This window comes from Pseudarthrobacter raffinosi (assembly GCF_023913835.1).
Taxonomy (GTDB): domain Bacteria; phylum Actinomycetota; class Actinomycetes; order Actinomycetales; family Micrococcaceae; genus Arthrobacter; species Arthrobacter raffinosi.
This window is the reverse complement of sequence record NZ_JAMXBG010000002.1, coordinates 254,692-267,699: the sequence shown is the minus strand read 5'-3', so window position 1 is coordinate 267,699 and position 13,008 is coordinate 254,692. Positions and strand designations below refer to the sequence as shown.

The following is a 13,008-nucleotide window of genomic DNA, read 5'->3' as shown; positions in this document are numbered from 1 at the left end:
CACCCACACCCTCCACAATCGGAGGATCGCTGACACGTTACCTCGGTAACTTGTATAGAACTCTAGGAGCCCGCGGGGCACCCTTCAAGTCCACTGCCGAATTAAGACGCAGCTTTACGGCGTGTTTCGCATTGGTGCAGAATTTTGTTCGCCATATTGGTCAACGGATTCATCGGGGCATACTGCAGACCCGCCGCTGCCTTGGCCTGTTACCAGGGCCGGTCAACACCCGGCCCGAAGCCATCGTCCCGGAGGTACTCGTCCCGCTCCTGCCCGGAATTCCGCTCGCTTTGGGCTTCCCTGGCGCTGTCCCTGAGCTGCTCAAGCTGGCTCTGCTGGCCCGGATCCGCCGGAAGCGCGTCCTGCCCAGGCGCTTCCGGCGGTTGCGGGGTGGTGTTGTCCGCAGCCGCTGCATCGGCCTTTTGCTGCAGCCGCTCCGCCGCCTGTTTCAGTTGCTCCCCCGCGCCGGATTCGGCGCTGGCATCAGCGCCGGCATCCGCGCCGGAGGCAAAGCAGCCCTCCGGAGCAGCCTCCACCACCGCAACGCCTTCGGCGAACAGCCGGGCCGCCGCCGTCGGATCTTCTGTTTTGGCCTCGGCGTCACCGAGGCGTTCGATGGTGAGGGCCAGGTTGACCCGGACGACGCACTCGTCGGCCGGGCCCGCCAGGGACAGTGCTTCCTCGAAACGTTGGCGGGCACCAGCGAAGTCCCCGGCGAGGAACAGGCCGTCACCCTCGGCGAACGGCGCCTTGTGCGGCTCGATGAAATTGGCGGTCCTCAGTCCGCCCGCAGCATCCGCCACGCTGCCGGAGTCCCCGGCCGCGAAGGACCGGGCAGCAGTGTCGGCGAGGATGCCCACGCTGAGCATCTTCGCGGCCAGGCACAGGACCAGGAGTGCGGGCAGCGCAGACCACCACCACAGCCGACGGCGTCGCTCCCGCCGGTCCCGCGAGGTCACCGGCGGTGCCTGTTTCTGCGGTGCCGGTTCCAAGGGTGCCGGCGTGGGCGTTGGAGTTGGCGTTGGCGTTGGCGTTGGCGTTGGCGTTGGCGGTGGCCGCATCATGTTCGAACTCCCGCTCCGGGCCGGAGCTGCCGCCATTGGCGCAGCACCAGGAAAGTTTCGCGGAGAGCCAGCAGGAACACTCCAGCGGCGAGGAGCCAGTACAGCTCGGTCCGGCCGGCAACGCCGCCATCCGCCGGTGCCCATTGGAAGTCCCCGGGATCAGCGGCCTGCATCATCGGCGCCACCGGGTCACCGGCCGAACGGTGGACATAGGGCACCCCCAGCTGACCGGCAATCCCTTGCAGGCGGCCTTCGTCGATGACCGATAGAGCATCCTTGCCTGTTCCGGACGACCGGTCCTGGATGTAGCCTGCGCCGGCGTCCTGCCCCGAACCCTGACCCGTGTTCTCCTTCATCCGGCCGCCGTCCGCCGTGCCGTAGCCGAGCACCGCGCCGCCGTCCACCAGGCCGCCGGCGAGCCTGATCGCCGCCGGCGCCTTGGCGCTGGTCTGTTCCCCGTCGCCCAGGTAGTAGACCAGGCACGCCCGTTCGGGATGGCTGTCCCGCGCGGCGCGCAGCCGCTCCGCCAGCAAGGTTCCGGCAGCGGTGACGCTGCTGCCCTTCGAAAATGCCGTGACCTGCGGATGCAGGACGGACACGCTGGCGTCCAGGGCGGTGGCGTCGGTGGTGAGGGGCATCCGGACAATGGCGTTGCTGTCGAACGTCAGGAGCGAAAAGCGGGCCCCGGCCAGTTCACCCGCGATGGCCATGATGTCCTGCCGCACCCCGTCCAGCCGGGGCGAGCCGTCGCCGTAGTCTTCGGCAGCGATGCTGCTGCTGGTGTCCACCACAAAGAAAACGTTGACATCCGCCGCCGCGGCCTGGGAGCTTCCGCCGGGAACACCCGGCCGGAGCGCCGCGGCCAGGAGCAGCAGCACCAGGGCGCTCCTGAACAGCCAGTCGCGGCGTGTACCGGCAGAGTGCACCCGCGACGCTTGGACGAGACGCCAGACCAGAAACAGCACGGCCGCGGCGATGAGCGGGACCATAACCCACCAGGGAAGGATCGGTTGCAGTGTCATGGCCGGAGCCTCCACGACGCGCCCGCCAGTACCAGGCCGGACAGGAGTGCCAGCGTGAGCGGCAGCTCAGGCCGGTCCGAGACCACGGCCCGGGGTGCTCCCTTCATGGCCGTGGCTTCGGTTTCCTGCGCGGAATGGACGATGTCCGCCACAGCCTCCGGGCTGTCCAGTTGGTGGTACGCCCCACCGCTGGCTTCGGCCGCTGTGCGCAGCCTGGCTCCGGGCTGGCCGGGGCCGGGTCCGTAGTCAAAGTCGCCGGGGTTCAGGGCGTAAACACGCACATCGCGCTCCTTGGCCAGGGCGGCCGCCTGTTCCAGGGTGAAGATGGGATCGCCGGACAGGTAGTTGTCCGTTGCCAGGACGATGGACCGCGAGCGCCGCTGACCGGCGTCCGAGTTGCCGGTGTCACTCGTGCCGGTCTCCGCTCTGCGTGCATCCGCGGCGCCGGTGTCCGGGAACCCGTTGACGCAGGATGCCAGGCCGTCGCCGATCAGTGACGATCCGCGGCCGTTCCAGGTGCCGTCCAGGAACCCCGCGCTGCCGGGGCTTCCCTCGAACGCGTTTTGGGCCAGCTGGAGTTGTTCCTGGACATACCCATAGTCGTCGGTGAGGGGGAAGACCTGGACGGCGCTGCTGTCGAAGACGGTGAGGCCGATCCGTTCGCCGTCGAACTCCTTCGCCAGTTCGGCAAACACCTGCACCACGGCCGCGTCGGCGCTGCTCATGGAGCCCGACGTGTCCAGGCACAGCATGATGTCCCGGTTGCGTTGCTCCGGCTGGATGGTGGTCAGTTCCACCGGACGCGCCGCCGCGGCCACCGCGGAGACCAGCAAGGTTGTGGCTGCGAGAGCGGCTACGGCCAGCCATCGGCGGTGCCGCCGGAGGGCCGCCTGGTATTCGGGCAGCGCGGTGAGGCGGTCCGCATTGGCCACCGGCCGCCGTCGAGCGTTTGCGTGGCGGTCCGGGCGGTAGGCGCGCCATCCTGCCAGGGCCGCGATGACCAGCGCCGGAGGGATCAGCCACCAGAACATCAGTTCCATTGCCGCACCGCCTGGCGGGCAGTCGCGGCCGATTGCGTGACCGGCGGCAGCGGTTCCAGGCCGAACTCGCCCGGGTAGATCTTGCGGACGGCCTCGGCCACTGGGGGCAGCGGGTGCCCGTGCAGCTCCGCAAGGGTCATCCTGGGGGCGTCAATGCCGGTGACGTCGCGGGCGAACCGGCGGACCAGCAGGCTAAGTTCCTGGTGCGCCTCCCGTGCGGTCAGCAGCCCGGCGGCGGCGTCTGCCGTGACGGCGTCGATCCTTTGCAGGTAGGCCTCCTTGAGGCCCGCAAGGTCCGACGGCGGCGCGAACCGGGGCGCCTGCTCCGGCACCTTCGGTTCGCGCGTGCTCAGGAAAACGAACGCGTACCAGCCCAGGACCGCTGCCAGTAGGGCGAGCCCTGTCCACAGCCACGCCTGGCTGTACTGGAGGGGTCCGTAGATGCCCGGGTCAGCCTGCACGCCGGTGCCTTTCCAGGAGGGCGAAGAGTTCCGTCATGACCGCACTGCTGCCGGTCATGTGGCCTTGGGTAATGCCGGCGCGGCGGAGCATGGCCTGCCGGGCGGCGTCCCGTTCCCCTGTTGCCTTGGCATAGGCCGCCGCGACTGCCGGGGAGGCTGCCAGGTGTGCTGGCAGCATCGACGAGTCTGCCACGCTGAAGGCGTCCTGGCCGGTGTTTCCTTCCCCGGCCAAGTCAGCGTCCCGGATGGTGAGCCAGAGGACCTCATGCTGGGCACGGAGGCGGCGGAGCAGCTGTTCCGTGTCGGGGCCGGCGGCATGTTCGTCGGACACCACAAACAGCAGGAACCGGCCCTTGACGTTGCGGGCCACGTACTCCAGCTGGTCCTCGATCCTGCTGGGGCCAGAGTCCAGGGAGGTGGATGAGTCAACCTCGCGCAGGAGCCGTTCCAGATGCGGCTCACCGGCTTTGGCCGGGATGGAGCGTGTCCCGTTACGGTCGCCGCAGACCAGGCCCACTACGTCGCCATGCCGGTGCGCCAGGTAGCCCACCACGCCGAATGCCATCACGGCGATGTCCTTTTTGGTTTCGCCGTCGCGGGACTCTGCGGCCATGCCTCGGCCTGTATCGGCAATCAGCAGGACGGTCCGCGCTGCAGGAGACTGGTCACTGCTGGCTCAGGGAGTCTGGACGGAGGCCACGACCGCGTCGATGATCGTCTCCACCGGCACCTGCTCGGCGACGGCGTCGAACCCCAGGATGAGGCGGTGCCGGAGCACACGGTGGGCGAGGGACTTCACGTCCTCCGGGATCACGTGGTCCCGGCCGTTGAGAAGTGCCACTGCCCGGGCGGCCTGGCTGAAGGCAATGCTGGCGCGCGGGCTGGCGCCGAACTCGATGAAGCCGGCGAGCCGCTGGTCGATGTACTGCCCGGCGTTCCGGGTGACGAACACCAGGCCCACGATGTAGTTGATGACGGCCGGGTCGATATAGATCCGCTTCACGAGAGCCTGGACGCCGATGACGGCGTCCAGTGAGGCGGCGGCCGCCGGCTTCTGCTCGGCGCTGAAGACCCCGGCGTCGATCCGGCGGATGATTTCCGTTTCCTCGGCCGGCGTGGGGTAGTCCAGCACGTCCTTGAGCATAAAGCGGTCCATCTGCGCCTCCGGCAGCTGGTACGTGCCTTCCTGCTCGATGGGGTTCTGCGTGGCCAGCACCATAAACGGGGACGGCAGCCGGTACTCCTCTCCCCCGATGGAGGTCTGCCGCTCCTGCATGGCCTCCAGCATGGCGCTTTGGGTCTTGGCGCTGGAGCGGTTGATCTCATCAAGCAGGACGATGTTGGCGTGCACCGGCCCCAGCTGCGTGATGAAGGTGCCCTTGGCGGCGTCGTAGATCTGCGTGCCCACGATGTCGCTGGGGAGCAGGTCCGGCGTGCACTGTATCCGGCGGAACTCTGCGCTGACTGCTTCGGCCACGGTCTGGGCGGCGGTGGTCTTCGCCAGGCCCGGAACGCTTTCCAGCAGGATGTGCCCACCGGTCATCAGGCCCACCAGCAGGGATTCACGCAGCCGTGCCTGGCCCACCACTTTGGCATCGAAGCTGCGGGAAATGTTCGCCACTACCTGCTGTGCACGGGCCAGTTCCGCCGGTTCGATTCGTGCGGGCGCACTGGTTTGAAGCAATGGATTTCCCCCTGATGGCTGGTGGTCTACGGATGTTAGCCCGGGTGTGCTGCCGTGCGGCTGCACTCCGTCCGCCATCCTATCCAAGACACCTCCCGGTCCGGCCGCAATGGAGACCCCTCCCCATCGCGGCTCTGCAGGTCTATTCTTTTGCCATGAGTGAGCTTCCAGCCAGTTACAAAGAGTTTCTCGCCGACAAGAGCGAGCGGTTCATCCTTGCCGTCAAGCCTGTTCTGCAGCAGTCCGCTGCCGACAAATCCCATGGTGTCCGGGTTACCTACAACGCGGGTCCCACCGGCCACCAGGCCCACCTCGATGACAGCATCCCCTTCGGCGTGGTGGTGGAGGACATCGACTGAGGTTCCGGCCGGCTTCGCAAGCCGCGCAGCACTAGACCTTGACCGCACCCGAGAGCGCGAAGGAACTCCCCGCGCCCCTGGCCACGATGACGTACAGAGCCAGCACCGGGACTGAATACAGGATGGAGAAGGCGGCCAGCTGGCCGTACGCCACTGCGCCGTGCTGTCCGAAGAAGCTGAAGATCGACACCGCCGCTGGCTGCCGGGCTTCGGACAGGAGCAGGACGAACGGGACGAAGAAGTTCCCCCAGGCCTGGATGAACACAAAAATGAACACCACACCCAGTCCCTGCCGCATCAGGGGCAGGAGGATGGTCCGCAGCGCCGTTAGTCCTGACGCACCGTCCACCCAGGCTGCTTCCTCCAGCGACACCGGAACCGCGTCCATGAAGTTCTTGGTCATCCAGACGGCCATGGGCAACGTGGTGGTGGCCATAAAAAAGATCGTGGCGGGCATCGAATCCAGCAATTGAAGCTGCACAAACAACCCGTACACCGGCACCATGATGGCCGTGATGGGAAGGCAGGTTCCAAACAGGATGGTGTACATAAACGGCTTGTTGAACCTGGACTGGTATCGGGACAGCGGGTAGGCAGCCAGGACGGCTGCCACGAGGTTCACCGCTGCGGTGCCGGCGGACAGCACCATGCTGTTCCAAAGCGGCTGGAACAGCAGCCCCGGTGTCATGATGGCGGCAAAGTTTTCCAGGGAGACCCTACCGGGGAGCCTTGTCTCATGCCCGGCGGAGGCATCAAGGGACGCAAACACCAGCCAGAGCAGCGGCAGGACAAAGCAGGCACCGATCAGGATGAGGGAAACGTCCGCCGGCATCCGGGCACGCTGCTGGGCGCGGGAAACTGCGCCAGTCCCGGACCGGAGCTGCCCCCGCGCGGAGGTCCCCGCCGTCGTCGTCATGGTTTGGTCTCCCGCAGGAGCCGGACGTAGGCGGCACCGAACACCAGGCCAATGAGGATCAGCACCGAGGCCACCGCCGTGCCGTAGCCGATGTCGCCGAACTTGAAGGCCTCCAGGTACGCCAGCACCGGCAACGTGGTGCTGGCGTTGGCAGGACCGCCCGCTGTCATCACCCAGATGAGGGTGAACACCGCCAGCGTCTGCAGAGTGATGAGCATGAGGTTGGTGGCGATGCTGCCGCGGATCATGGGGATGGTGATGAAGGCCAGCCGCTGCCAGCCCCCGGCACCGTCCATCAGCGCGGCCTCCGTGACCTCACCGGGGATGTCATTGAGCGCGGCGCGGTAGACGAGCATGGAGAACGCCGTGCCACGCCAGATGTTGGCAAGCAGAATGGCGACCATCGGGAACGAATACAGCCAGTCGGTCTGCCCTAGCCCCAGCCCGCCCAGCAGCTGGTTCAGGGTCCCGTCGCGGCTGAAATACGCGTAGGCGGCGAAGGCGGCCACGATCTCGGGCAGCACCCACGCAGCCACCACCGCAGTACCGACGACGGCGGCCACCGTCCGGCGGGCCCGCCGCATCAGTACCGCGAGGGTGAGCCCCAGCAGGTTCTGGCCCAGGATAGCAGAGCCGCCCACGAACAGGACGGTCAGGCCAAGCGAGAGCGGCAACACCGGATCGGACAGGAGCCTGGCGTAGTTGTCGAGCCCGATCCAACCGGGACTGCGGGCATTGCGGCCGGTCAGGGCTGCATTGGTGAATGACGCGTGGAAGGCCCACAGCACGGGACCGGCCAAAAACACCAGCAGCAGAACCACTGCCGGGAGTACGGGGAGCAGCCGTGCCTGACGCCGGAGTCCGGGGCGACGCCGCCGGTTGCCGGACCGGTCACTCCTGAGGGAAACCGCCACAGGCTACTGGGCGACGGTCTTGGCCTCACCCACGATGCCCTTCACCGCCGCGTCATAGTCGGCGGCCGCCTGCTCCGGGGATTTCGCCCCGGTGATCACAGCTTCCGTGGCCTCCTGGACGGCCGCGGAGATCCACGGGTAGTCGGCCGTGGCTGGCCGGTAGTGCGTGACGGCCACAAGCTCGGACACGTCCTTCACAAACGGGTTGGCCGCCTGGTAGCCGGCGTCGGCGGCGACGTCCTTCCGCACGGCGATCTGGGAGCTGGCGATGTTGAAGGCCAGGGAATTCTTCTGGTTCAGGGCCGTGGCGAGGAACTCAAACGCGAGGTCTGGGTTTTTGGTCTCCGCCCCTACCGCCAGGGTCCAGCCGCCGGACATGCTGACACCGCCGGGTGCCTGACCGTTCTGGGTGGGGAACGCCGTCACGCCCATGTCCTGCCCGTACTCGGCCCATTCGTAGCTGCCGCCCTTCTGCCAGAAGGACGGCGTATAGGAACCCTCAACAGTGGCGCCCATCTTGCCCTGCGGCAGCCACTCGCCGAAGACCTTCTTCCACACATTCGCGTCGAGGGCCTCCGCCGGGGAGACGGCCAGTTTTTCGTCGTAGAGGGTCTTGAGGAACCCCAACGAGTCGGTGAACCCGGGGGAACCGACCACCCATTTCTTGGCGTCGGCGTCGTAGAGTTCGGAGTCTGTTCCGTAGAGCAGCTCATAGAAGCTTTGCATCACGGTGCCTTCACCGGAGGCCTTGCCGGCGTACATGTTGAACGGCACCACGCTGGGATCGCTGGCCTTGATTTTCCGGGCGGTGTCCAGGATGTCCTGCCATGTGCGGGGCTCCCACGGGACGCTGACGCCTGCGGCGGTGAGCACCTTCTTGTTGTACCAGATAGCTCGCGTGTCGGTGCCCAGCGGGACCGCGTACGTGCCGCCGTCGTCCCCAAGGCCGGCGGCCTTGGCGCCAGCATCGAAGGTATCCCAGTCCTTCCACCCCTCAAGGTGGCTGTCCAGTTTCAGGAGGTACCCGGCGTCGACGTCGGAACGCACCTTGAAGGTGTCCTCATAGAAGACATCCGGGGCGGTGGAGGGCGAACGGAGAGCGAGGGCAAGCTTGGTGCCGTAGTCGTCGTCGTTCGCCTGGATGGGCTCCAGAGCCACCGTGACGCCCTGGTTGGCGGCCTCAAACTCCTGTTTGGCCGCCTGGAAGAGCGTGTCCAGGGCAGTGAAGGAATCGGTCTTTTGGTAGACCACCTTCAGCGTTTTGGTCTCCGCTTCGGGGGCGGCGGGGGAACATGCCGTCAGCACAAAGGCTGCGGCGGCAATGAGTGACGTGATTCCAAGGGCCTGACGACGCATGATGCTCCATTTCGGTCAATGGCTGCCGTCCCCTGTGTCTGCGGGCCCCCAGCCGCGGCGATATCCACATGCTAGATGGGGCTCCTGCCACTGGCAAGGAGCCCCGGTTCAGACTTCCAGGAGAAGCCGCTGCGCCCGGGGCGCCAGTGTATGCTCCAGGACAAGGCAGGCAGCTCCAACGGCGCCCACGTCCTCACCGACGCCCGTGCCGACAACCTCGATGGTGTGGATCAGGCGCGCCGCGCTGTTGGCGTCCATCAGCGCCGGGATCTTCTCCAGGTAGCGGTCAGCGATCCGGCTCCAGAAGGGCCCGCCGAACACAACCCGCTCCACATCCAGCGTGTTGGCGACCACCGAGACGGCCCGGGCCACCAGCACGGCTGACTTGTCGATGATCGCCAGGGCCTTGGCATCGCCGGCATCGGCAAGGTCGCACAGCTGGGAGAAGCTCTGCTGCACTTCGGCTCCGCTGGTGTGCTTGCCGGAGCCGTCCAGGATGCCGGCGGCAACGGCCTCCGCCACGAGCACCTGCGGGATGGCTGAGGACTTAACGCAGCCGCGCAGTCCGCAGTCGCAGACCGGGCCATCAGGGTCCACCACTATGTGGCCGATCTCGCCGGCGTTTCCTGATGTTCCACGGACCACCTCATCGTTGAGGACGATGCCGCAGCCGATACCCGTGCCCATGTACATAAAGATGAAAGTGCCCGAGCCGCTGGGCCCGCCGGCCCATGTCTCGGCGACGGCGGCGCTGGTGACGTCCTTATCCACCAGGACGGAATAGCCGGTGGCTTTGGCCAGGGCGTCCCGAAGTTCCACGCGGTCCCAGCCCGGCAGCAGCGGCGGGTCCACCACGGTGCCGTTGTCCAGGTCGATGGGTCCCGGAGCGGCCAGGCCCAGGCCGGCGATCCGGCTGGTGTCCACGCCGGACTCGGCAACGAGGTGCTCGATCTCGGTGGCCATGGTGGATATAACGGCTGCAGGATCACTCCCGCCGGGTGTCCTAATCCGTGAATGCTGTACAACGGCGCCCACAAGATCGAGGACCACGAACGTGGTGACGGCGGGGTCCAGGTGGACGCCGATGGCATACATTCCGCCCGGGTTGAGGCGAAGCATGGTGCGCGGTTTGCCGGGGCCGCTGCCTTCTTTGCCCGCTTCGACGATCAGGTGCTGGTCCAGCAGGCGGCGGGAGATGTTGGAGATGGTCTGCGGCGAGAGGCCCACAATCTGGGCGAGCTCCACGCGGCTGAGCCCCCCGGATGACCGGCGGATGGCATCCAGGATGACCGTGAGGTTGAAGTCCCCCATGCGCGGAAGATTAGTCCCGCGCCGTGGCGCCGAGGACTGGCGGATTTCTGGCACGGTCTCCCCTAGGTTTTCGGCCGCGTATTCATGATTATGTCTGAATGGTACGTTACCTCCTGATCAACGCCCAGAGCCGGAGGTGAGGCCGCGCCGCGGCCGGGGCGCCACCTTGCCGTGCTGGCACGCCTATGGCCGCCGGGTGCTGACCGCCACCGTGAACTTTGGATTGCCGCCCCTCACAGTGGTGGGACCCACCAGCCGCTCCAGCGCCGGGAGGTACTGCAAGTGCCGGTTGAACACCGTCCACAGCTCACCGCCCGGCGCCAGGACCCTGGCCGCCGCCTCGAAAAGTTTAATGCCCGCCCCGGCATGCACACTGGCGCCCAGGTGGAAGGGCGGATTCAGCAGGATCAGGTCGGCGCTTCCGGCCGGGAGGGTGCTCATGGCGTCATCCTGGAGGGCGGTAATCCTCTCCTCGAGGCCGTTGGCCTGCGCCGTGGCCCGGGCGGACGCGACGGCGGCGGCAGACCGGTCCGTGGCCGTGACCCTTGAGGCCGGGTTCTGGCGGGCGTACATGGCGGCCAGGATGCCGGTGCCACAGCCCAGATCGATGGCGTGCCCGGCTTCAGGCATCTCCGGCAGGAAGGTCAGGAGGAACCTGGTCCCGATGTCCAGTTTCGCTCCAGCAAAGACGGCACCGTGCGCAGCAACGTCCAGGTCCAGCTCGGCAAGGCGTTCGACGGCGGGACTCCACTCGTGCGTCTCAGTTTGCCGGGCGCCGCTGGCCAGGATGATCCGGGACTTCTGCCGCGCCAGCTGCGGCTGGACCGTCTCGAAGTGGCGTTCCAGGACCGCGTTCATTCCCAGGGACATGTGTTTGATCCGCCCGCCGGCGAGCAGCACCACGCCAGGGGCGGCATAACGCGCCACGGCGGCTGCGATTTCTTCAAGCTCCGCCAGCGTCCGCGGCAGTTGAAGCAGCACCAACTCCGCGCCGGACAGCAGCTCCTCCCCCAGCGGCAATTGTTCGAACCCGGTGGCGTCAATGGCTCCGGGATCCGCCGCTGCGAGCCCCACAGCCGCAGCGTTGTTCCGCAGGGCGCGCTCCCCAGTGATGAGATCCTCATGCACACGGACCCGGCTGACCCCCAGCGTGCCCAGCGCACCGAGGGTGAGAGCACCGTAGCGGTCGCCGATCACTGCCAGCCGGGTACCCGGTTCCGTGCGCGCTGCGGCGGCTTCGAGCAGCTGCCGGTCCGTGGCGTCCCAGGCCTGGAGGTTCGGGGCTTCGACATCCGGGTGGCGCCGGAGCGTGCCGAAGATGTCCTCAAGAGTGTTCTGTGCCACTGGTTCCTGCCGTCTGGTCATGTACTGGTTGTTGATGCGGTTGGTGCAAGCGCGGGCAGTTTGAGGATGGCGGTGACGGCCGCCCGGCCCGCCCTGTTGGCGCCGATGGTGGACGACGACGGCCCGTACCCCACCAGATGGACGCGCGGTTCAGCTGCCACCTGGGTCCCTTCCATGGCGATGCCGCCGCCGGGTCCCCGGAGATGCAGCGGCGCCAGATGCTCGAGCTCGGCACGGAATCCGGTGGCCCACAGAATGACGTCGGCACGGAGCAGGCTCCCGACGGCGAGCCGGACGCCGTCGGGCTCTATCGCGGTGAACATGGGGCGACGGTCCAGCGCACCCCGTTGCGCTGCCGCCCTCAGCGCCGGGGTCCAGATGAGGCCGGTCACGGCCACCACGCTTTGCGGCGGCAGGCCCTGCCGCACGCGCTCCTCCACGAGGGCGACGGCGTTGTGGCCGGCCTGGGCGTCGAACGCGGCGTCACGCCAGTCGGGTTCCCGCCGGGTGAACCAGCTGGTGCTGGTCACCTGCGAGACCTCCTCCAGAAGCCCGACGGCGGAAATGCCGCCTCCCACGACGATGACGTGCAGGCCGCGGAACTCCTCGGCGGAGACGTAATCGGCCACGTGCAGTTGCCGGCCCCGGAACGTGGCCCGGCCCGGGTAGATGGGCCAGAACGGCCGGGTCCACGTACCGGTTGCGTTGATGACCGCCTTCGCTGACCAGTCGCCGCTGTCGGCGCTGATCCGCAGGCGCCCCGCCGGATCGGCGTCTTCCCTAGCGACCGAGGTGATCTTGACCGGGCGCAGGACCTCAATTCCGAGGTCCCGCTCGTAGCCGGCGAAGTACCGGCTCAGGAACTCCGAGCTGGGTTCCGTGGGATCCACGTCAGGCTTCGCGATGCCGGGAAGGTCACTGATGCCGTTGACCGTCGCCATGACCAGGCTTTTCCAGCGGTGGTGCCAGGCGCCGCCCGGGCCTTCCTCGGCGTCGAGGACCTTGTATTCAACCCCTCGGCGCTGCAGGTGGTAGGCGGCGGAGAGTCCCGCCTGGCCCGCGCCGATGACCACAACGTCGGTGGTTCCGTAGTCCATGTCCCTGACCGGTTCCGGCTAGACCTTCTTCACCACGGAGGATTTGAGCTGCATCGGCCCCACGCCGTCCACCTTGCAGTCGATGTCGTGATCGCCCACACCGTCCATCAGCCGGATCCCGCGGACTTTGGTGCCAACCTTGATGACACCGGAGCTGCCCTTGATTTTCAGGTCCTTGGTCACCGTGACAGTGTCGCCGTCGGCGAGGATGTTGCCCACTGCATCCTTGATGACCCTCGGCCCGGCCTCTGCCGTGGCCTCAGCCGCCTGGGCGGACCACTCGTGGCCGCATTCCGGGCAGACCAGTAGCGCACCCATCTCGTAGGTGTAGGCGCTGGAGCATTCGGGGCACGGTGGCAACGTCTCATTCACTCCCCCATGATAATCGCGCCACTGCGCTGACAGGTGCGCGCCGGCGTCGTACTGTTGGGCCTAGGCGG

At 67.3% G+C, this 13,008-nt stretch carries 14 protein-coding genes; 1 reads left to right on the top strand and 13 read right to left on the bottom strand.

Annotation, left to right across the window (positions count from 1 at the left end; genetic code table 11):
• Positions 1-209: 209 nt before the first annotated feature.
• The 6 genes from NG697_RS03065 to NG697_RS03040 all read right to left on the bottom strand — a co-directional run bounded on the left by NG697_RS03065 (position 210) and on the right by NG697_RS03040 (position 5,271).
• Complete coding sequence (locus NG697_RS03065) at positions 210-959, bottom strand: hypothetical protein (protein WP_252613601.1); 750 nt, start codon at positions 957-959, stop codon at positions 210-212.
• A 101-nt stretch (positions 960-1,060) separates the two neighbouring features.
• On the bottom strand, positions 1,061-2,086 hold the full coding sequence (locus NG697_RS03060) for a vWA domain-containing protein (RefSeq protein ID WP_252613600.1): 1,026 nt from the start codon (positions 2,084-2,086) through the stop codon (positions 1,061-1,063).
• Positions 2,083-3,126: a vWA domain-containing protein gene (locus NG697_RS03055; protein ID WP_252613599.1), complete on the bottom strand. Its 1,044-nt coding sequence runs from the start codon at positions 3,124-3,126 to the stop codon at positions 2,083-2,085. Before NG697_RS03055 ends, NG697_RS03060 begins: the two co-directional genes overlap by 4 nt.
• Complete coding sequence (locus tag NG697_RS03050; RefSeq protein WP_252613598.1) at positions 3,117-3,587, bottom strand: hypothetical protein; 471 nt, start codon at positions 3,585-3,587, stop codon at positions 3,117-3,119. The genes NG697_RS03055 and NG697_RS03050 overlap by 10 nt, the downstream gene beginning before the upstream one ends.
• A complete protein-coding gene (locus tag NG697_RS03045; protein WP_445260447.1) occupies positions 3,577-4,227 on the bottom strand; it encodes a DUF58 domain-containing protein in 651 nt (216 codons plus the stop codon). The genes NG697_RS03050 and NG697_RS03045 overlap by 11 nt, the downstream gene beginning before the upstream one ends.
• 36 nt (positions 4,228-4,263) lie before the next feature.
• Complete coding sequence (locus tag NG697_RS03040; RefSeq protein WP_141140814.1) at positions 4,264-5,271, bottom strand: AAA family ATPase; 1,008 nt, start codon at positions 5,269-5,271, stop codon at positions 4,264-4,266.
• A 155-nt stretch (positions 5,272-5,426) separates the two neighbouring features.
• Between NG697_RS03040 and NG697_RS03035 the strand changes: the two genes are divergently transcribed.
• Positions 5,427-5,630, top strand: a complete 204-nt coding sequence (locus NG697_RS03035) for a hypothetical protein (protein ID WP_056341538.1) — start codon at positions 5,427-5,429, stop codon at positions 5,628-5,630.
• Between the two features lie 31 nt (positions 5,631-5,661).
• Here the strand turns inward: NG697_RS03035 and NG697_RS03030 are convergent, their stop codons facing one another.
• The 7 genes from NG697_RS03030 to NG697_RS03000 all read right to left on the bottom strand — a co-directional run bounded on the left by NG697_RS03030 (position 5,662) and on the right by NG697_RS03000 (position 12,940).
• Positions 5,662-6,546, bottom strand: coding sequence for a carbohydrate ABC transporter permease (locus NG697_RS03030; protein ID WP_374209880.1), 885 nt, complete (start codon positions 6,544-6,546; stop codon positions 5,662-5,664).
• A complete protein-coding gene (locus tag NG697_RS03025; RefSeq protein ID WP_308293071.1) occupies positions 6,543-7,367 on the bottom strand; it encodes a carbohydrate ABC transporter permease in 825 nt (274 codons plus the stop codon). The genes NG697_RS03030 and NG697_RS03025 overlap by 4 nt, the downstream gene beginning before the upstream one ends.
• A gap of 96 nt (positions 7,368-7,463) precedes the next feature.
• Complete coding sequence (locus tag NG697_RS03020) at positions 7,464-8,816, bottom strand: extracellular solute-binding protein (RefSeq protein ID WP_252613596.1); 1,353 nt, start codon at positions 8,814-8,816, stop codon at positions 7,464-7,466.
• 108 nt (positions 8,817-8,924) lie between these two features.
• The gene (locus tag NG697_RS03015) at positions 8,925-10,127 is read right to left on the bottom strand and encodes an ROK family transcriptional regulator (RefSeq protein ID WP_252613595.1); all 1,203 of its coding nucleotides are present in this window, start codon (positions 10,125-10,127) and stop codon (positions 8,925-8,927) included.
• A gap of 183 nt (positions 10,128-10,310) precedes the next feature.
• Complete coding sequence (locus NG697_RS03010; RefSeq protein WP_252613594.1) at positions 10,311-11,471, bottom strand: class I SAM-dependent methyltransferase; 1,161 nt, start codon at positions 11,469-11,471, stop codon at positions 10,311-10,313.
• A gap of 17 nt (positions 11,472-11,488) precedes the next feature.
• Complete coding sequence (locus NG697_RS03005; protein ID WP_252613593.1) at positions 11,489-12,568, bottom strand: FAD-dependent oxidoreductase; 1,080 nt, start codon at positions 12,566-12,568, stop codon at positions 11,489-11,491.
• A gap of 18 nt (positions 12,569-12,586) precedes the next feature.
• On the bottom strand, positions 12,587-12,940 hold the full coding sequence (locus NG697_RS03000; RefSeq protein WP_252599517.1) for a zinc ribbon domain-containing protein YjdM: 354 nt from the start codon (positions 12,938-12,940) through the stop codon (positions 12,587-12,589).
• Positions 12,941-13,008 lie beyond the last annotated feature (68 nt).